The organism is Pseudomonas sp. C5pp (assembly GCF_000814065.1).
Taxonomy (GTDB): Bacteria; Pseudomonadota; Gammaproteobacteria; order Pseudomonadales; family Pseudomonadaceae; genus Aquipseudomonas; species Aquipseudomonas asiatica.
In genome coordinates, this window is sequence record NZ_JWLN01000009.1 from 170,317 (window position 1) to 190,627 (window position 20,311).

Here is a 20,311-nt window from a genome sequence, read left to right on the forward strand (position 1 = left end):
CATTCGCCCTCAGAGCGACCCGCCTGCGAGCCGACCAGAAGCCACAACTACCGCTGTACGGGCCGCCGCAAGGGCTTCCCGTTTGTGATAAAGGGAGGCCCCCGATGCACAAGCCGCCACGCACCCGTTCCGAGCTGGCCGACGTGCTGTTCCGCCTGCGCCGCAGCTTTTTTGCCCTGGCCGCCTTCAGCGGCGTCATAAACGTCATGATGTTGACGCCAGCTATTTATATGTTGCAGGTGTACGACCGCGCCTTGGTCAGCCGCAACGTCACCACCCTGACCATGCTCACCTTGCTGGTGATCGGCCTGTTCATGCTGATGTCGGCCCTGGAGATGGTCCGCACCCGAGTACTGATCCGGGTCGGCAACTTCCTCGACATGGACCTGAACCGACGCATCTTCAGCGCTGCCTTCGAACGCAACCTGAGCCGCGCCGGCGGCAACCCGGCCCAGGCCTTGCAGGACCTGGCCCAGGTACGGCAGTTTCTCACCGGCAACGGCCTGTTCGCTTTCTTCGATGCCCCGTGGACACCGATCTACCTGCTGGTCTGCTACCTGATCCACCCACTGCTGGGGCTGATCACGCTGATCGGTTCGCTGATCCTGGTGGGCCTGGCCTACCTCACCGAGAAGGCCACGCAAAAACCTTTGGCCGAAGCCAACCAGGCAGCCCTGTCGTCGGCCAGCTATGCCAACAACAACCTGCGCAACGCCGAAGTGATCGAAGCCATGGGCATGCTGCCAGCGATCGGCAAGCGCTGGTTTCAGGGCCATTTGCGCATCCTGCAGATGCAGACCCTGGCCTCCGACCGCGCGGCGATCATCAGTAGCACCGGGCGCTTCGTGCGCATTACCTTGCAATCGGTGATCCTCGGCGCCGGCGCACTGCTGGCGATCGAAGGCAAGATCACACCCGGCATGATGATCGCCTGCTCGATCCTCACCGGCCGCGCCCTGGCCCCGGTAGAACAGGTGATCGCCGCGTGGAAGCAACTGCAAGGCAGCCGCTCCGCCTGGGGCCGGCTCAACGATCTGCTGCACGACTACCCGCAGCGGCCACCGAGCATGTCGCTGCAACGGCCAATGGGCATGCTGGCCGTGGAAAACGTTGTCGCCGGTGCTCCCGGCACCAGCAACAGCATCGTGCGCGGGGTCAGCTTCAGCCTGGTCCCGGGTGAAAGCCTGGGCATCATCGGCCCGTCGGCTTCGGGCAAATCCACCCTCGCCCGCCTGCTGGTAGGCGTGTGGCCGACCCAGGCCGGCAAGGTGCGCCTGGACGGCGCCGACATCTTCACCTGGAACAAGGCCGAACTCGGCCCGTGGCTTGGCTACCTGCCGCAGGACGTGGAGTTGTTCGAGGGCACCATCGCCGAAAACATCGCACGCTTTGCCGAAGTGGACAGCGAAGCGGTGATCCGCGCTGCCCGCAGCAGCGGTGTGCACGACATGATCCTGCGCTTCCCGCAGGGCTACGACACCCGACTGGCAGCCGACGGCAGCCCGCTGTCCGGTGGCCAGAAGCAACGCATCGCCCTGGCCCGCGCGTTGTATGGCGAGCCGAACCTGGTGGTGCTGGACGAGCCCAACGCCAACCTCGATGACGTTGGCGAAAAGGCCCTGGTCGATGCGTTGGCCGAACTCAAGGCACACAGGGGCCACGGTAATCCTGATTTCCCACCGGCCCAATGTGCTGTGCGCGGTCGACAAGGTGCTGATGCTGCGTGACGGTGCCGTGCACATGCTCGGCAGCCGCGACGAAGTGTTCGCGGCGCTGCGCAAGGCCAGCGTGATCCCGACGGCGACCGCTGCGCCGCTGGCGTCGGTAAAAGTACGGGAGTGACCGATCATGCAGATGACCCAACACACCGAGTTGATTCCCGCCGAGGCTCGCCACGAGATCGACCTGGACATTCATCGGCCGGCACGCTGGGGCGTGTGGCTGGTCGTCGCCGGCTTTGGCGGTTTCCTGCTGTGGTCGGGCCTGGCGCCGCTGGATGCCGGTGTGGTCGCCACCGGTACCGTCAAGGTCAGCAGCAACCGCAAGGCCGTGCAGCACCTGACCGGTGGCACGGTCGAGGCGATCCTGGTGCGTGAAGGCGATGTTGTGAAGAAAGGCCAGGAGGTAGTACGCCTGGACGCCCTGCGCGCGGTGGCCGAACAGGGTGCGGTCAGCGCCCAGTACATCGTCAGCAAGACGGTGGAGAACCGCCTGGAAGCCGAGCGCGATGGCCGCGACCAGGTCACCTTCGACCCTGCCCTGCTTGAGCACTACGGCGGCGACCCGCGCCTGCTGGCAGCCATGGACCTGCAACAGCGCCTGCTGGACACCCGCCGCGCGGGCCTGGCTGGCGAACTGAGCATCCTCGAGGAAAACCTGGCTGCCACGGCGGTGCAGCTCAAGGGCCTGCAGCAGGTGTATGGCGCCCGCGCCTCGCAGATCGGCTTCCTCAACCAGGAACTGCAAGGCACACGCGTGCTCGCCGCCGAAGGCTATGTACCACGCAATCGCCTGCTGGAGCTGGAGCGCAACAATGCCGACCTGTCCGCCGGTCAGGCCGAAAACCTCAACAACATTGCCCGGGCGCGCAGCCAGGCCACCGAGATCAAGCTGCGCATCCTGCAACGCCAGCACGACTACCTCAAGGAAGTGGAATCGCAGCTGACCGATACCGCCAAGGAGAACACCACCCTGGCCGATCGCCTGCGCGCGCTGGACTACGAAGTGACCCATACGGTGATCCGCTCGCCGATCGACGGCATGGTCCAGGCCCTGAGCATCGCCACGGTAGGCGGCATCATCCAGCCAGGGGCCAAGATCATGGAGGTGGTGCCGCTGGACCAGCCATTGCAGGTGGACGCGATGATCCCGGTACAGGCCATCGACAAGATGGTGCCGGGCCTGGACGTGGACCTGGCCTTCCCGGCCTTCAACCATGCGAAGACGCCGAATATCCCGGGGCGGGTCAAGACCATCTCTGCCGACCGCCTGATGGACGAAGAAAGCAAGCAGCCGTATTACCTGGCCCAGGTGGAAGTGACGCAGGACGGCATGGCCCTGCTGGGCAGCAACCATATCCGCCCCGGGATGCCGGCCACCGTCACCATCAAGACCGGCGAGCGCAACCTGCTCAGCTACCTGCTCAAGCCGATGCTCGAACGCGTGGACGCCTCGTTCAAGGAGCAATGACATGAATCGCCCGTGCCTGATGTTGTGCCTGTTGGGGTTGTCCGTACAGGCCAGTGCCATGGACCTGAAGCAAGCCTGGGACCTGCTGCAGTACCAGGGCCCGATCTACCGCGCCGCGGTGCACGAGAAAGAAGCCGGCAGCGAGAACCGCGCCATCGGCCAGGCCGGCCTGCTGCCGCAGATCAACGCTGTGGGTTACTTCAACAAGGTCAATGGCAGCCAGCGTCAGAGTGGCCGGGACAACGACCTGGACTATGACTCCAAGGGTGCCAACGTGCGGTTGCGCCAACCGCTGTTCAACAAGCAGAAGATGGCCGAATACCATCAGGGCCAGCAACGTGCCGACTACAGCGTGGCGGTGTTCGATGCCAAGACCCAGGACGCTGCGGTGCGCCTGGCCGACGCCTACTTCGACGTGCTGCTCGCCAGCGAAACCATCACCCTGGCCAAGGCCAAGCTGAATGCCTTCGAAGAGCAGCTGGCGTCGGCAAAGCGGCGCATGGAGCTGGGCGCCGGCACCATCACCGACATCGACGAGTCGGTAGCCCGTCGCGACCTGGCCGATGCCGACCTGATCGAGGCCCAGGACAACCTGGTCAACGCCCGCCGCAAGCTGGAGGAATACATTGGTGAAACGCCCGAGTCGCTGACCACCTTGCAACCGGGCTTCAACACACCGCCGCTGATGCCGGGCAACCTGCAGGACTGGCTGGTCAAGGCCCAGGCCGACAGCCCGTTGATCCATGCGCGCCGGCACAACTACGAGCTGGCCGAAGAAGAAGTGAAACGCGCCCGCGCCGGGCACTGGCCGACCCTGGATTTCGTGGCGGGCTATACCGCCGGCAGCAGCCAGTCGATCTCCGAACTGAACCAGCGCAACCACTACAGCTCGATCGGGCTGGAGCTGAACATTCCGCTATACAGCGGCGGCAGCACCAGCGCCCTCACCCGCCAGGCCAGCGCCAACAGTTCCAAGGCACTGGATGAACTGGATGCCACGCGCCAGGAAGTGATCTCCGACACCACCCGCGAGTACCGCGGCGTACAGAGTGGCGCCTTGCGCATCCAGGCGCTGGAAAAGGCCGTGGCATCCAACGAACGCTCGTTGCTTTCGGCCCGCAAGGGCTTCAGGGAGGGCGGCACCAGCACCAACTCGGATGTGCTCAATGCCGAGGAATTGCTTTTTGACGCCCGGCATGACCTGTTCGAGGCGAAGCTGAACTACCTGATGTCGCGGCTGCGCCTGGCATCGTCGGTGGGCAGCCTGGGAGATGACGATATCCAGCAGATCAACGATTACCTCGGGCCGGAACTGGTAGTAAGCAACTGACTATCGGCGGCCCGCTCCCACAGCGGCGCCTACCGCATTTTGTTCCATTTCAGGCTATGATCGGTGACCCCGCCGCGGACGCCATGCCCCATGCCCGTAGACCTGCAATCGTTATACCCCAGGCTGATCCACCTGATGCTGGACACGGTGTTCGTGGTCGACAGGGACAACCAGATCGTTTTCGTCAGCGATGCCTGCGAGGCGCTGCTGGGCTACCAGGCCTGCGAGCTGATCGGCACCCCGATCACCGACTACATGCACCCTGACGACCTGGCGATTACCCGCGCGTCGATCGTACGGGTGATGAACGGCCAACCCCATTACGACTTCCGTAACCGCTACATCCGCAAGGATGGCAGTATCGTGCATATCCTGTGGTCGGCCTCCTGGTCCGATGAGGCCAATGCCCGCATTGGTGTAGCGCGGGATATCACCGCCCAACACCAGGCCGAGGAAGAATTGCGTTTCCTGGCCCACCATGACCCGCTGACTCGCCTGGCCAACCGGGCCATGTTCAATGAGCGGCTGGGCACCGCACTTGTCGCGGCCCGGCACCACAACCACCCGCTGGCGTTGCTGTTCATCGATATCAATGACTTCAAGGATATCAACGACAACCACGGCCACAGCGTGGGTGACCGGGTGCTGTGCATTCTGGCGCGGCGCCTGGAAGGCTGCGTTGGGGCGGCCGATACAGTGGCGCGGATGGGCGGTGACGAGTTCACCGTGCTGTTGACCGACTACGCCTCGCCAGAGGCCATTGCCGAGCAGGTGGCACGCATCCTGGCAGCCATGGCCGAGCCACTCGGCGCCGAGTTTGCGGGTATCGGAGCGCCGTCCTGCAGCATTGGCGTGGCCCGTTTCCCCGAAGACGGCAATGATGCCGACATGCTGCTGCGCCATGCTGATGGCGATATGTACCGGATCAAGCGACAGCGCGCTGCGGCCAGCTGAATACCAAAGGGAAGAAAATGACGGAACACCTACAAGGCGCCGCCGAGCAAACGCGTGGTCACATCAGCCGGATCGAGGCCTTGCTGTTCTGGCTGAAGCTGGGTTTCATCAGCTTCGGCGGCCCGGCGGGGCAGATAGCGATCATGCATCAGGAACTGGTGGAGCGGCGCCGCTGGATCAGCGAGCGGCGCTTTCTGCATGCCCTCAACTACTGCATGCTGCTGCCTGGCCCCGAGGCCCAGCAACTGGCCACCTACATTGGCTGGCTGATGCACCGCACCTGGGGTGGGGTGATTGCCGGCACCCTGTTCGTGCTGCCGTCGCTGTTCATCCTGATCGGCCTGTCGTGGGTCTATTTGGCCTGGGGCGAAGTGCCGGTGGTGGCTGGCATTTTCTACGGGATCAAGCCGGCCGTGACCGCCATCGTCGTGCATGCCGCACATCGCATTGGCACGCGCGCCCTGAAAAACGGCTGGTTGTGGGCCATTGCCGCGGCCTCGTTCGTGGCCATTTTCGCGCTCGACGTTCCCTTCCCGCTGATCGTGCTGGCGGCCGCGCTGCTGGGCCATATCGGCGGGCGGCTGCTACCGGGGCAGTTCGCGCCTGGTGGTGGCCACGGCGCAACCAGAGCCAGCCATGGCCCGGCCGTGATCGACGACACACCGGCGCCAGAGCACGCCCGCTTCAGCTGGGGGCGGCTGCTGGGCCTGCTGCTGGTGGGTGCCGCGCTGTGGCTGCTGCCCATGGGGGTACTGATGGCTACCTTTGGCTGGCAAGGCACCTTGACGCAAATGGGCTGGTTCTTCACCAAGGCGGCATTGCTGACCTTCGGTGGCGCCTACGCGGTGCTGCCCTACGTCTACCAGGGGGCCGTCGGCCATTACGGCTGGCTGTCGCCGACGCAGATGATCGATGGCCTGGCGTTGGGGGAAACCACCCCCGGGCCGCTGATCATGGTGGTGGCCTTCGTCGCCTTCGTCGGTGGCTACCTACACCCCATGTTCGGCACCGACCAGGCGTTCATGGCCGGCGCGGTAGCAGCGAGCCTGGTGACCTGGTTCACCTTCCTGCCCTCGTTCCTGTTCATCCTGGCCGGTGGCCCGCTGGTGGAATCGACCCACAACGAACTCAAATTCACCGCCCCGCTGACCGGGATAACCGCGGCGGTAGTGGGCGTGATCCTCAACCTCGCGCTGTTCTTCGGCTACCACGTATTGTGGCCGGCCGGTTTCGACGGGCGGTTCGACTGGCCTTCGGCGCTGATTGCGCTGGCGGCGGCGGTGGCGCTGTTCCGTTACAAGCGTGGGGTGATCCAGGTGTTGATAGCCTGTGCCCTGGCGGGGCTTGCCACCCATCTGTCGAGCCCACTGTAGGAGCAGCCTTGTGCTGCGAAGATGCCCGCATGGCTGGCGGAAATCTGTCTGCCATACTGACCTCTTCGCAGCACAAGGCTGCTCCTACAGAGGGTAGTGATAGGTCGCAGGGCCTATCTCCAATCCAACGGAGATGAACATGCGCAACCCTGAAGACGCCTTGCTTGACAGCTGGCAGCACAACGCTCAGGCATGGATCGATGCGGTGCGCAGCGGCAGTATCGACAGCCGTCGCCAGGTCACCGACCAGGCCATCCTGCTGGCCATTCTTGGCCGCCAGCCCGAACGGGTGCTCGACCTGGGCTGTGGTGAAGGTTGGCTGCTGCGCGCGCTGGGCGACCGGGGTGTCGAGGCGGTAGGTGTGGACGGTGACCGGGCGCTGGTGGATGCCGCGCGTGCTGCGGGTTCCGCCGAGGTGCACCTGGCCAGCTATGCACAGCTGGCCGCCGGGCAGGCCTATGTTGGCAAGGACTATGACCTGATCTGTGCCAACTTCGCCCTGTTGCAGCAGGACATCATTCCGCTGCTGGCAGCGATGAATGCCTTGCTGGCGCCTGGCGGTGCGCTGGTGATCCAGACCCTGCACCCGTGGAGCGTGGCGGATGGCGATTACCAGGATGGCTGGCGGGAAGAGTCGTTTGCCGGGTTCGGCGGGAATTGGCAGGTGATGCCGTGGTACTTCCGCACCCTGGCCAGCTGGCTGAACGCGCTGGACATGGCAGGGTTGCGGCTGGTCAGCCTGCAGGAGCCACAGCACCCCCAGAGTGCGCTGCCACAGTCGCTGCTGTTGGTGGCCGAACGCCCTTGAAGCATACGCGGTCGGTGTAGGAGCGGCCTTGTGTCGCGATGGGCTGCAAGGCGGCCCCAGGATTCATGCGGTGCTGCTGAAATCCTGGGGCCGCCTTGCAGCCCGTCGCGACACAAGGCCGCTCCTACAGGGACCGCGCCGGGCTCAGAGGACCGGCTTGCGCGCCGCCCCGCTGCGGGCCTTGGCCATGGCCGCCAGGCGCACCGCAACGTTGGCGGCACCGTAACCGGCATACCCCCCCTTGCGCTGGATGATCTCGAAGAAGAAACGCTCTTCGAACGGCTCGGTATACACGTGGAACAGCTCGCCGCCTTGGGCATCGCGGTCGTACAGCACGTTGTAGTAGGCCAGTTCGCTGAGGAACTCGTCGTCGAAATCGAAACGCGCCGCCAGGTCGTCGTAGTAGTTCAGCGGGATCTCCAGCAACGGTACCCCGGCCAGTTTGGCCCGCGCCACTTCGCGGAAGATGTCGTCGCAATCGAAAGCGATGTGGTGCACGCCCGAACCACGATAGCTGGACAGCGCATGGGCGATCGCGGTGTTGCGGTTTTCCGAGATGTTCAGCGGCAGGCGCAGGGTGCCGCATTGGCTACGCAGCGCGCGGCTCTTGACCAGGCCGTACGGGTCCGGCAGCACCACTTCGTCATCGGCTTCGAAATCGAACAGGCTCTTGTAGAACAGCACCCAGCTGTCCAGCGACTCGGCCGGCAGGGCCAGGGCCATGTGGTCGATACGGCGCAGGCCGCCGGTGGCGGTGGCGTTCTTGTCCAGGCTGAAGTCGGTGTCGTACAGGGTCTGGCCGGCAGTGCCCTGCTCCACCAGGTACAGCAGGCTGCCATCTGGCGCACGTACCGCCGGCACTTCGCACTCGTTGGGCCCGACCAGGCCACGGAATGGCTGGCCACGGAAGGCGGTGGCGCGCTTCAGGGCGGCTTGCTGGTCCTTGACCCGCAGCGCGGTGGCGCACAGCGACGGCCCGTGGGCCTCGAAGAAGTTGTGGCCGAAGGAATAGGGTTCGGCGTTCAGCACAATGTTGATATCGCCCTGGCGCAGCAACTGCACCTCTTTGCTGCGGTGCTTGCCGGCATCGGCAAAGCCCAGGCGCTTCAGCCAACTGCCCAGGCGCGCGCCGACGGCTTCGTCGACTGCAAACTCGAGGAACTCCACGCCGTCATAAGCACTGGCCGCCGGTGGGGTGAACAGCACACCGGGCTCGATCGAGGTACCTTCCTGCTCCAGGCGCAGGCGGGTGTGCTCTTCGAGATACAGCAGCGAACGCAGGCCGTCGGCGGCATTCTGCCGGGGCGGTGCGGCGCGGAAGCCGTCGTTGAAGATTTCCAGCGACAGCGGCCCACGGTAGCCGGTGGCAAGGATCGGCGCCAGGAAACCGGCCATGTCCATCTCGCCCTGCCCCGGGAAGCAGCGGAAGTGGCGGCTCCACTCCAGCACATCCATGGCCAGGATCGGCGCGTCGGCCATTTGCACGAAGAAGATCTTGTCGCCGGGGATGTCGCGGATCGCGCTCGGGTCGCCCTTGAGCGACAAGGTGTGGAAGCTGTCGAGGATCACGCCGAGGGCCGGGTGGTCGGCCTGGCGCACCAGGTTCCAGACCTGCTGGTAGGTATTGACGTGGCGGCCCCAGGCCAGGGCTTCGTAGCCAATGCGCAGGCCGCGTTTGCCAGCGTGCTCGGCCAGCAGGCGCAGGTCGTCGACCAGCAATTGCTCTTCACCCAGGGCATCGGCCTGGACGTTGCTGCACACCAGCACCAGGTCGGTGCCCAGTTCCTGCATCAGGTCGAACTTGCGCTCGGCGCGGTCGAGGTTCTTCTGCAGGCGGTCGCGGCGGCAACCCTCGAAATCGCGGAACGGCTGGAACAGGGTGATGGCAATACCCAGGTCGGCGCACATCTGCCGTACCTGGCGCGGGCTGCCGGCGTAATAGAGCAGGTCGTTTTCGAAGATCTCGACGCCGTCAAAACCGGCGGCGGCGATGGCTTCGAGCTTTTCCGGCAGGGTGCCGCTCAAGGACACGGTAGCGATCGAACGCTGCATGGCGGGAGTTCCTTGTTGTTAGAGGATCAAGGCCAGGGCAGGACCTGGAAAATCAGCGCCACAGTTCCTGGCACGATCGATTATTCGCAGGTAAAGTCGTCGCTTCAATCTCTTTGTACGGAATGGTTAGTTTTGCGTTCGATTATCGAACAAAACCGGTTTTAGCGAATTGCCAGCCCACTGGCCCGTGGTCAACATGAACCACAGACGCAGGCACACCGACCCTCGCCTCCTGCCTTGGCGAATCTCCGGCGGAACCTGTGCAAACAACAATAACAACGGAGACAACGATGGCTCACTCCAGCTCTCAAGCCAAGAAAGCGACTGCCAGTGGATGGATAGGCTCGGCACTCGAGTACTACGACTTCTTCATCTACGCCCAGGCTGCTGCGCTGATTTTCCCGCAGATCTTCTTCCCCAACACCGACCCGAAAATGGCCATCATCGCCTCGCTGGCCACCTACGGCGTGGGTTACCTGGCGCGCCCGGTCGGCGCCTTCGTGCTGGGCCACTGGGGTGACACCCGCGGCCGCAAGAACGTACTGCTGCTGTGCATGTTCCTGATGGGCCTGTCGACCATGGCCGTTGGCCTGCTGCCCACCTACCACGACATCGGCCTGCTCGCCCCGGCGTTGCTGGTGGTGCTGCGCCTGGTCCAGGGCTTTGCCGTGGCCGGGGAAATCTCCGGAGCCAGTTCCATGATCATGGAGCACGCACCGTTCGGTCGACGGGGCTACTACGCCAGTTTCACCTTGCAAGGCGTGCAGGCTGGCCAGGTGCTGGCGGCGGCAGTGTTCCTGCCACTGGCCTACTTCATGCCTAGCGAAGCCTTCAACGACTGGGGCTGGCGCATTCCGTTCCTGCTGAGCGCCTTCGTGCTGATCGCCGGCTTCATCATCCGTAAGGAAGTGCACGAAACCCCGGCGTTCGTGAAGGAAGAGAAGCAGGACAAGGTCGCCAAGTCGCCGATCAGCGAGGCCTTCCGCCACAGCTGGAAGCACATGGTGCTGGTGATGTTCATGGCCTTGATGAACGTGATCCCGGTGGTCGCCACCATCTTCGGTGCGGCCTACGCGGTGCAGCCGGCCTATGGCATCGGCTTCGACAAGAGCGTGTACCTGTGGATTCCGGTAGTCGGCAACATCGTCGCGGTGCTGGTGATTCCGTTTGTCGGCAACCTGTCCGACAAGATTGGCCGTCGCCCGACCATGATCGCCGGTTGCCTGGGCTCTGGCCTGCTGGCCTTCGTCTACCTGTATGCGATCAGCATCCAGAACGTACCGCTGGCGTTCGCCTCGTCGATCGTGATGTGGGGCATGGTGTACCAGGGTTACAACGCGGTGTTCCCAAGCTTCTACCCAGAGTTGTTCCACACCCGCTACCGTGTTTCGGCCATGGCCATCGCGCAGAACATCGGCACCATGCTGACCGCCATGCTGCCGGCGCTGTTCGCCCTGGTTGCCCCGCCTGGTTCGGACAACATCCCGTTGGTGGTTGGTAGCCTGGCGTTCTTCATCACCTGCGTGTGTGCTTTGGCAGCCTACATTGCACCGGAAACCCATCGCCTGGCGATGGAAGACCTGGGTGACCCCGATGCCAAGCCGATGGACAAGACCGCGTACGAAGCTAGCCGTAAAGGGAGCTTTCAGGCGGTGAGCCACTGACAGATTGCAGGGGGCTGCTCCGCAGCCCTTTCGCCGGCAAGCCAGCTCCCACCTTGACCGCATAGGCTTCAAGCCTTGTGCGATCCTTGTGGGAGCCCTTTCGCGGGCAAGCCCGCTCCTACAGGTACCGTATCAGCTTGAGCCTTGATGCGATCCTGTGGGAGCGGGCTTGCCCGCGAATGGGCCGCAACGCGGCCCCGGCAGTTTCAGCCCTTGACCACTTCCTGCAAGCGCGCCCAGAGCTGTTCGACATGCTCCCGCTCGGTCGGCAATGCGCCAATGGACACCCGCACCATCCACCGCCCATCCAGCGTCGCCGGCGTCACATAGGCATCCCCGGACGCATTCAGCCGTTCGGCCCAGCCCTTGGTATGCGCATCCAGCGCCTCCCCTTCCAGCCCCGCCGGCCGATGGCGAATGCACAACGTCTGCAACTGCACCGGCGCCAGCACCTCCCACTCCGCCGCCGCGCCGATTTGCCCGGCCAGCCACTGGGCATTGTCCAGGTCACGCCGCAGCCGTGCCTGCAACGCCTCGACCCCCTCGCTGCGCAGCATGAACCACAGCTTCAATGCGCGGAACCGGCGGCCCAGCGGGATACCCCAGTCACGCAGGTTCTTCACCTCGCCGTCCACCGCCGACTGCAGGTAGCTGGGGTTGGTGCTCATCACCCGGATCAGGTGCTGTGGGTCGCGCACGTAGTAGATCGAGCAATCGAAGGCCACGCCCAGCCACTTGTGCGCGTTGACCACCAGCGAATCGGCCAGCTCGATGCCGTCCCACATCCAGCGGCATTCCGGCAGGATCATCGCCGAGCCGGCCATGGCCGAGTCCACATGCAGCCACAGGCCATGGGCCTGGGCGATCTCGCCGATCGGCCGCAGTGGGTCGAGGGCCGTGGTGGCGGTGGTGCCGGTGGTCGCGACCACCGCGCAAGGCTGGTTGCCAGCGGCCAGATCCTGCTCGATCGCAGCCTGCAGGGCCTCCGGGCGCAGAGCGTAGCGTTCGTCGGTCGGGATCAGGCGTATGTTGTCGCGGCCAAAACCGGCCAGCAATGCGGCTTTGTCCACCGAGCTGTGGGCATGGGCGCTGACATAGACGATCAGCGGCTTGGCCTGGGCTTGCAGGCCGCCGCGTACCAGTGCGTAGTCGCTGGCGCGTTCCCGTGCGCAGATCAGCGCCACCAGGGTGCTGGTGGATGCGGTGTCCTGGATCACCCCGCTCCATTGGCCAGACAGGCCGAGTAGCTGACGCAGCCAGTCGAGGGTGGTTTCCTCCAGCTCGCTCAGGGCCGGGCTGGACTGCCAGGAAAGGCCCAGCACGCCCAGGCCAGTGCTGAGGAAGTCACCGAGGACCGACGACAGGGTGCCATTGGAGGGGAAGTAGCCGTAGAAGTCCGGGTGCTGCCAATGGGACAGGCCGGGCATGACCAACTGGTTGACGTCGTCGAGGATCGCGGCGAAAGGTTCGCCTTGCCGGGGGGCCTGTGCAGGCAACGCAGCCTTGAGATAGCCGGGCTCAACCTGGGCCATGACCGGGCGCTCGCCGACGGATTGGCGGTAGTCGGCGATCAGGTCGATCAGTTGGTGGCCGTACTGGCGGAATTGTTCGGGGGTCACCTGGGGTCTCCTGTGGGTGGTTCGCCGCCTGTACCGGCCTCTTCGCGGGTAAACCCGCTCCCACAAGCGATGCAGCACCTGTGGGAGCGGGTTTACCCGCGAAGAGGCCGGTACAGGCAACACAATGCCCCAGTCTAGGCACCTATCCCGAAGTGAATAACCCCACCTCGCGCATACCTGCTATGGCAAACCCGCATGCCCGCCCTGCACACCGAACTGCGACTGGCGCCACAACTCGAACACCCGGTTGCGCAACCAGCGGTGTTCGGCCGAGGCCTGCAGGCGCTGGTGCCACACTACCCAGTAGCGCTGGCTGTGGTCGATGAAACCCAGCGGCCGCCAGGCCAGGTCATGCAGGCGGCACAGCTGCCGGGCGATGTGCTCGGGCACGGTGGCCAGCGCCTGGCTGTTGGCAATCACCTGCACGGTGGCCGAGAAGAACGGCACTTCCAGGCTGACCCGCCGTTGCAGGCCCTGGGCGCGCAAGTGGCGGTCGATGAAGCTGTCCTTGTCGCCTCCGCCGGAAATACGCACATGCTTGTGCGCCAGGTAGTCGGCCTGGCTGAGCGCATCGTGGGCAGCCAGCGGGTGGTCGTGGCGCATCAGGCACACTGCCCGGTCCTCGCCCAACAACCGACCGTGCAGGTTGGGTGGCGACTCGTCGAACAACGTGGTGGCCAGGTCGATCTCGCCGCTGGCCAGCAAGGCGTACTGGCCGGCCTGCCAGGTGCGGTACTCCAGCGATACACCCGGCGCTTCGCGCTCCAGCGCCGCCACCAGCAGCGGCAGCATGTGCTCGGCCACATAGTCCGACGCGGCCAGACAGAAGCGCCGCTCGCAACGCGCCGGGTCGAACACCGCGGGCTGGCGCAGGGCGTGCAGCTCCTCGAGAACCTGGCGCAGGGGTTCGACCAGGGCTTCGGCGTGTTCGCTGAGCACGTAACCGCGGCCCTGGCGTACCAGCAACGGGTCGTCGAAGGCTTCGCGCAGGTGGGCCAGCTGCCGGCTGAGGGCGGACTGGCTGACGCCGAGGCGCTCGGCGGCGTGGCTGAGGTTCTTCAGCTGCAGCAGGTGGTCGAGGGTGCGCAGGTGGGCGAGGCTGAGGGAGGCGAAAGCGGGGTTCATCGGGGTTCGGCTCCAGACCGCTGGCGAGGGCTTTGCCCTCGTTTCGCGACACAAGGCCGCTCCTACATGGGTCATGCGTTCCCCTGTAGGAGCGGCCTTGTGTCGCGATGGGCCGCAAAGCGGCCCCAGAGAAGCAGATCAGTCAGTCAGACCAACATAAACGTTCTGCACGTCATCGTTCTCGTCGATCGCCTCGAGGAACGCTTCCACCTCGGCCAGCGCCTCGGCACTCAGGGTTGCCGCGCTCACCGGGTTCTTCGGGGTGTAGCCGATCTTCGCCGAGGTCACGGTGAAGCCGTGCTCAGGCAGGGCCTTCTGCACGGCGTCCAGGTCGGTGGTGTCGGTGATGAACAGGGTCGAACCCTCTTCGTCGCCTTCCTCGAAGTCCTGAGCGCCGGCTTCGATGGCCGCCATTTCCGGGTCGGCGTCGCCGTTCGGGGTGGCTTCGATCAGGCCGACATGGTTGAAGTCCCAGGCCACCGAACCGCTGGCACCCAGCTGGCCCTTGCGGAACAGCACGCGGATCTGCGCGACGGTGCGGTTGACGTTGTCAGTCAGGCACTCGACGATCAGCGGCACCTGGTGCGGGGCGAAACCTTCGTAGCTTACCGCCGAGTACTGCACGGCATCGCCGTCCAGGCCCGCGCCCTTGCGGATTGCGCGCTCCAGGGTCTCGCGGGTCATCGAGGCCTTCTTGGCCTGCTCGATGGCCAGGCGCAGGCGTGGGTTCATGTCCGGGTCGGCGCCGGACTTGGCGGCGATCTGGATCTCTTTGGACAGCTTGCCCATGATCTTGCCTTTGGCGTTGGCCGCGGCTTCTTTATGTTTGGCTTTCCACTGTGCGCCCATGTCGACTCTCTTGTTTCAGCGGCCGGTTCAGGAAGCGACCGGCCAAAAGTGGGTGCAGTTTATACGCCCTCTGGCCTGTATTCGACAAGAAATCTCATCAGCCTTTATCGGCTTTGCCCGCCGCCGCCGCGAACCGCGCCAACCGCACATCCAGCCTCCGCGGCCGCTGCCCACGGTCCTCTGCCCGCTCCTTGCGGCGGATGGCATTGCGCACCATCAGCGAGCCCAGGTAGCGAATCGGCTCGGGCGGGAACAGCCCCAGCGGCCCCTTGACCAGCGGCGAACGGGTCCATGGGTTGTCCAGCCCCAGCGCCAGCGACGACAGAATCTGCCCGCCCATGTGGCACGGCCCGACGCCGCTGCCGGAGTAACCAAAGCCGTAGAACACGTTGCCCTGCCCGTTCAGCCGGCCAAAGAACGGCAAACCGGTCACCGAGCGGTCGGACGGCCCGTTCCAGCTGGCCGCCAGCGGCACTTGCGCCAGTGCCGGGAAGAACCCGCCCAGGCTTTCACGCAGCAGCGGCCGGTACGGCGACGGCTGGTCGAACACCGGCAGCATGCGCCCGCCATAGGCGAAGGTATTGCCGCCCTTGCCGAGCATCAGCCGACCATCGGAGGTGTTGTGGTAGTAATGCACGAATATCCGCGAATCGAGCACGCTGATGCCACTGTCCAGGCCGATCTGGTGCAGCAGCTCAGGGCAAGGTTCGGTGATCACCATGTCGCTGGAAACAATCGCCACGCTGCGCTCGAACTGCGGGAAAGCCCGCGCCATCCAGGCATTCAGGCCCAATACCACGCGGTCGGCGCGCACCGTGCCATGCGCCGTGCGCACCTGCACCGGGGCGCCGTGCTCCAGGCCGATCATGGCGGTGCCCTCATGGATGCGCACGCCGCGCTGCAAGGCCACCCGGCGCAGGCCGCGCACCAGCTTGCCCGGCTGCACCGTGGCCGCGGCCGGCGAGAACCAGCCTTCCAGGTGCCGCGCCGAACCCGCCAGGCGCTGCACCTGCGGCAGCGGCAGGCGGCGAAACGAATTGATCCCCTTTTGCTCCAGCGCAGCGATCACCGCGTCGGTGGCGCCGACCTGCGCGGCGTTGGTGGCGGTGTACAGCGTGCCATCCAGGCGGTAGTCGCAGTCGATGCCATTGGCCGCGCAGAACGCGCCGATCTCACCGATGCTGCGCTCCGACTCACGCACCAGGCGCACCGCCTCGGCCACCCCGAACAGCCGCTCGAGGGTGAAGTACTTGGCCGACCAGGACAACGCACAGCCACCATTGCGGCCACTGGCACCGGCACCGCAGATATCGGCCTCGATCAGCACGATATCCAGGGCCGGCACCGCTTCCTTGAGCATCAGTGCGGTCCACAGGCCGGTATAGCCGCCGCCGACGATGCATACATCGCAACGGGCATCGCCTTGCAGCGGCGGGCACACCGCCTCTTGCGCCGAATCCAGGGCCTGTTGCAGCCAGAAGGGTCTCATTCGCTCGCTTTCCTTTCAGGTACGCAGTGGCTTGATTGCCATGCTGGTATTCGGTGCCACGTCGGTGCTTTGCGCAGCGCTGGCTGGGCGGCTGTTCCAGTGCGGCAGCAGCACCAGCGCCGAGAACAGCGCGCAGCCGGCAAACACGATGAACACCGTGACGCCATCGAAGTACCCCGGCAGCAGCCCGCCCAGCACCGCCCCCACCGAGCCGCAGCCGTTGACGAAGCCTGCTGCGGTGGCACCGGCCTTGGCGGTGCCGAAGTCGATGGCCGCGGCACCGCTGATCATCGAATCCGGCCCGTACAGGGTCAGGCCCATGACGAACAGCAGGGCCACCACCAGGATCACGCTGCCGGTATGCATGGCCGCCATGAATGCCGCCAGCGCCACGGTCAGCAGCACCAGGCTGATGACACAGGCCGGCATGCGCCGGGCGCCGAACAGCTTGTCGGAGGCCAGGCCGATGATGATCGGGCCGAGCAGCCCGGCCAGCTCGAAGGCTGTCGGGATGATCGCTGCCCCCACCTTGCCCACCGAGGGCATCTGCTCGAAGACGATCACCGGCCCCCACAGCAGGATGGCGTAGCGCGCCGGTTTCAACAGGAAGTACGCCAGCCCCAGGGTCAGCACCGTGCGGTTGCGCATGATCTCCTTCAGTGGCGCCCACACGCTGCACAGGTTGCCGGCCGGGGCCATGCTCTGCGGCTCGGGCTCCACCGCCGGCAGGCCGACGTCTTCAGGCTTGTTGCGCTGCAGGAAGAAGAACAGCACGGCCACCAGTGCCACCACCGCGGCACTGGAGAAGAACGCCGCGTGCCAGGTACCGACCAGGGTGTAGGCCCACCAGCCGGCGAACGGCGAGGCCACCAGGCCGCCGAAGGCATAGCAGGAACTCCACAGGCCCAGCACCCGCCCACGCTGCGACGCCGGGAAGAAGCTGCCGATGTTCTTGCACAACCCGGCCCAGCCGGTGGATTGCGCCAGGCCCTGCACCAGCATGCAGGTGGCGAAGATCGGGAATGTGGCGTAACTGCCCATCACCACCGCCGCAGCAGCAGAAATCAGCAGGCCGCCGAGCACCACCACGCGTGGGCCAAAGCGGTCGGCAAGCATGCCCCAGGTGAACTGGCCCACGGCGTAGGCGGCCAGGTAGATGGCGTCGAGGTTGGCCATGGCGGCCTTGTCAAGCATGAAGTCGGGGTCTTCACCGATGCCCAGCTTGGCCACCGAGAAGGCCTTGCGGGTGAAGTAGAAGGCGGCGTAGGCCAGCCAGGTAATGGCGAAAATCTGGATACGCCAGCGTTTAAACGCGGCTAGGGATTGGTTCATGTAAGTCTGACCTCTTGCTTGAGTGTGCCGGCAGAATGTGAAGAAACGCCTGTCTTGTTCTTGTGTTACGCACAGCGATGACGAGGCTGTCATCGGGTCAGATGGCGCCGTTTGGGTGCCATGGCCCTGGCCGGCACTTGTGGAGCCAGCTTCGGGCTGACATGCATGGAAACAGTTGCGCTAAGATAAATAAAATCGATTTATCGTATTTCACACATAAGCCCAGCTTGTTACTGAGGTCGTCATGTCGGTTTCCCACGCACAACTCAAGGCCTTCCACGCCGTGGCGGTGCACGGCAGCTTTACCCGCGCCGCCGAAAAGCTGTTTCTTACCCAGCCCGCGGTGTCGGACCAAGTGCGCAAACTGGAGGAGCGCTTCGGCGTCTTGCTGTTCCACCGCAACAAGCGTTCGGTGCAGCTCACCGACCTCGGCGAACGCCTGCTGGGCATCAGCCAGCGCCTGTTCGCCTGCGAGGCCGAGGCCCATGAGCTGCTGCAGGATTCGCGTGCGCTGCACACCGGCAGCCTGGTGCTGGCGGTGGACGCGCCGGTGCACGTGCTGCCGCAGATCGCCCGCTTCTGCCAGCGCTACCCGGGCATCCAGGTCAAGATCGAGACCGGCAACACCGACGAGTCGCTGGCCCGGCTGTTCAGCTACCAGGCCGACCTGGCCCTGCTGGGGCGAGATGTCGACGATGAGCGGCTGCACTGCCTGCCGCTGCGCCGCGACCCGATGGTGGCGTTTGTCTCGCACCAGCACCCCTGGGCCAGCCGCGGCGCGATCAGCCTGGCGGATCTGGACGATACGCCGCTGGTACTGCGCGAGCCCGGGTCGGTGACGCGGCAGACGCTGGAAGAAGAAATGCAACGGGCCGGGCTGCGGATTCGCCCGGCGATCCAGGTGGAAGGCCGGGAAGCGGCGCGGGAAGCGGTGGTGGTGGGGATTGGTGTGGGGGTGGTGTCGGCGGCGGAGTTTGGTGCGGATGCGCGGGTGTGCGCGTTGCCGATCGTCGATTGCCAGCGGCACCTGACCGAGACACTGGTGTGCCTGAGCGAGCAGCGCACGCGGCGGGTGGTGGCGACCTTCCTGCAGATGGTGGAGGAAGGGTTGTAAGCCTGTGCCGGCCTCTTCGCGGGTGAACCCGCTCCCACAGGGGCCGCACTAAGGCTCAGATTGGCACGGTACCTGTGGGAGACCGATGCAGGCAGCTCTCAAGCTCTGTGGAGTACCTGTGGGAGCGGGTTCACCCGCGAAGAGGCCGCTACAGGCAACCCAACTATGCTGGGATAACCTCAACCCTCGGCACACAACCCATGCTCTACCGCCTTGCTGCCGACACCCTGGTCCTGTTGCACCTGCTCTTCATCCTGCTGGTGCTGTTCGGCGGCCTGCTGGTACTGCGCTGGCGCCCTGCCCTGCTGCTGCACCTGCCGGCGATGGCCTGGGGCCTGGCGGTGGAATGCCTGCACCTGGGCTGCCCGCTGACCACCTGGGAAAACCGCATGCGCAGCGCGGCTGGTGACGCGGGCTATCAGGGCGGCTTCGTCGAACACTATATCTGGCCGTTGATCTACCCCGCCGGGTTGACACCGCACATCCAGCTGCTGCTGGGCACTTTCGTGCTGCTGCTCAATCTCGGCATCTACAGCTACGTGGCCTGGCGCTGGCGCCGCCCTAGCGGGTAGCGATCACGAACAGCCGCGGGAACGGCAACAGCACCTTGCCATCGGTGGCCGGCGGGTAGTCGCGCTGCATCGCTTGCAGGTACATCTGCAGGAAATCCGCCTGCTCCTGCTCCTCCAACCGCCCCAGGTACGGTCGCAAGGCCGAACCCTTGAACCATTCCACCACGGCTTCTGCGCCACCGGCCAACGGGTGGTGGTAAGTGGTGCGCCACACATCCACCCGTGCACACAGCGGGCTGAGCAGGTCGTAGTAGAACGCCGCGCTATGCCGTGGCGGCAGCTGGAAATCAGCGAACTTCGCCGCCCAAGGTCCCTGGCTGGCGATTTCGCGCAGTTGCCGGTGAGCCGGCTCATCGAGGTTGTCCGGGGTCTGCACGGCCAGGCTGGCACCTTCGCTCAGCTGGCGCACCAGGTGCGGGTACAGCGAGGCGTGGTCGGGAACCCACTGTAACGAAGCATTGGCCAGGATCAGGTCCTGCGGCTCGGGGGCGGACCAGCCGGCAATGTCAGCGATGACTGTGCGCACGCGGGGGATGCACAGCCGTTTGCGCTCGCGGGCCTTTTCGATCATGTCCGGGTCGCTGTCCAGGGCCGTCACCTGGGCATCCGGGTAACGTTGCAGCAGCACCTCGGTGGAATTGCCAGGGCCACAGCCCAGGTCGGTGGCGTGGCGTACCGGGCGTGCCGGTACAGCGGCCAGCAGGTCACGCACCGCGCGGGTACGCTCGTCTTCGAATTGCGAATACTGGGTGGCGGACCAGGCCATGTGAAGCTCCTTTGGGCGGGCAATGTGTTCAGCATATGCCATGTAACAGGGGGCCATATACCCCTGGCCCAATAA

15 protein-coding genes and 1 pseudogene are annotated in these 20,311 nt (G+C 65.1%); 9 read left to right on the forward strand and 7 right to left on the reverse strand.

From position 1 onward, the window contains the following. The first annotated feature begins 104 nt into the window (after positions 1–104). From RR51_RS09775 to RR51_RS09800, 6 genes and pseudogenes are all read left to right on the forward strand, one after another. Positions 105–1,842: pseudogene (locus tag RR51_RS09775) on the forward strand (type I secretion system permease/ATPase). 6 nt (positions 1,843–1,848) lie between these two features. Further along, positions 1,849–3,189: an HlyD family type I secretion periplasmic adaptor subunit gene (locus RR51_RS09780; RefSeq protein WP_039613355.1), complete on the forward strand. Its 1,341-nt coding sequence runs from the start codon at positions 1,849–1,851 to the stop codon at positions 3,187–3,189. Position 3,190: 1 nt separating this feature from the next. Beyond that, the gene (locus RR51_RS09785; RefSeq protein WP_039613356.1) at positions 3,191–4,519 is read left to right on the forward strand and encodes a TolC family outer membrane protein; all 1,329 of its coding nucleotides are present in this window, start codon (positions 3,191–3,193) and stop codon (positions 4,517–4,519) included. A 90-nt stretch (positions 4,520–4,609) separates the two neighbouring features. Beyond that, on the forward strand, positions 4,610–5,473 hold the full coding sequence (locus RR51_RS09790) for a sensor domain-containing diguanylate cyclase (RefSeq protein WP_039613357.1): 864 nt from the start codon (positions 4,610–4,612) through the stop codon (positions 5,471–5,473). 17 nt (positions 5,474–5,490) lie between these two features. After that, the gene (gene chrA / locus RR51_RS09795; protein ID WP_039613358.1) at positions 5,491–6,846 is read left to right on the forward strand and encodes a chromate efflux transporter; all 1,356 of its coding nucleotides are present in this window, start codon (positions 5,491–5,493) and stop codon (positions 6,844–6,846) included. Positions 6,847–6,985: 139 nt separating this feature from the next. Then, entirely contained in the window at positions 6,986–7,654 is a 669-nt protein-coding gene (locus RR51_RS09800; protein WP_039613359.1) for a class I SAM-dependent methyltransferase, read from the forward strand. Positions 7,655–7,798: 144 nt separating this feature from the next. On the opposite strand, the gene quiC is transcribed toward RR51_RS09800, so the two are convergent. Continuing rightward, entirely contained in the window at positions 7,799–9,706 is a 1,908-nt protein-coding gene (gene quiC, locus RR51_RS09805; protein WP_038409298.1) for a 3-dehydroshikimate dehydratase QuiC, read from the reverse strand. A 290-nt stretch (positions 9,707–9,996) separates the two neighbouring features. On the opposite strand from quiC, the gene RR51_RS09810 reads away from it, so the two are divergent. After that, positions 9,997–11,370 (forward strand): MFS transporter, encoded by a 1,374-nt coding sequence (locus tag RR51_RS09810; protein WP_039613360.1) that lies wholly within the window; start codon positions 9,997–9,999, stop codon positions 11,368–11,370. A 206-nt stretch (positions 11,371–11,576) separates the two neighbouring features. On the opposite strand, the gene RR51_RS09815 is transcribed toward RR51_RS09810, so the two are convergent. The 5 genes from RR51_RS09815 to RR51_RS09835 all read right to left on the reverse strand — a co-directional run bounded on the left by RR51_RS09815 (position 11,577) and on the right by RR51_RS09835 (position 17,784). Continuing rightward, entirely contained in the window at positions 11,577–12,989 is a 1,413-nt protein-coding gene (locus tag RR51_RS09815) for a DOPA decarboxylase (protein WP_039613361.1), read from the reverse strand. 180 nt (positions 12,990–13,169) lie between these two features. Next, a complete protein-coding gene (locus RR51_RS09820; RefSeq protein ID WP_039613362.1) occupies positions 13,170–14,114 on the reverse strand; it encodes a LysR family transcriptional regulator in 945 nt (314 codons plus the stop codon). Positions 14,115–14,252: 138 nt separating this feature from the next. Beyond that, positions 14,253–14,963: a YebC/PmpR family DNA-binding transcriptional regulator gene (locus RR51_RS09825; RefSeq protein WP_024086772.1), complete on the reverse strand. Its 711-nt coding sequence runs from the start codon at positions 14,961–14,963 to the stop codon at positions 14,253–14,255. Positions 14,964–15,060: 97 nt separating this feature from the next. After that, positions 15,061–16,452: an FAD-dependent oxidoreductase gene (locus RR51_RS09830; protein WP_039613363.1), complete on the reverse strand. Its 1,392-nt coding sequence runs from the start codon at positions 16,450–16,452 to the stop codon at positions 15,061–15,063. A gap of 15 nt (positions 16,453–16,467) precedes the next feature. Beyond that, complete coding sequence (locus tag RR51_RS09835; RefSeq protein ID WP_039613364.1) at positions 16,468–17,784, reverse strand: MFS transporter; 1,317 nt, start codon at positions 17,782–17,784, stop codon at positions 16,468–16,470. A gap of 244 nt (positions 17,785–18,028) precedes the next feature. Between RR51_RS09835 and RR51_RS09840 the strand changes: the two genes are divergently transcribed. Then, positions 18,029–18,898, forward strand: a complete 870-nt coding sequence (locus RR51_RS09840) for a LysR substrate-binding domain-containing protein (RefSeq protein WP_013972053.1) — start codon at positions 18,029–18,031, stop codon at positions 18,896–18,898. Between the two features lie 200 nt (positions 18,899–19,098). Beyond that, positions 19,099–19,470 (forward strand): DUF2784 domain-containing protein, encoded by a 372-nt coding sequence (locus tag RR51_RS09845; protein ID WP_024086770.1) that lies wholly within the window; start codon positions 19,099–19,101, stop codon positions 19,468–19,470. Here the strand turns inward: RR51_RS09845 and tam are convergent. Then, positions 19,460–20,236 carry a trans-aconitate 2-methyltransferase gene (gene tam, locus RR51_RS09850; protein ID WP_039613365.1) on the reverse strand — a complete coding sequence of 259 codons (777 nt, stop codon included), beginning with the start codon at positions 20,234–20,236 and terminating at the stop codon, positions 19,460–19,462. The genes RR51_RS09845 and tam overlap by 11 nt on opposite strands. Positions 20,237–20,311 lie beyond the last annotated feature (75 nt).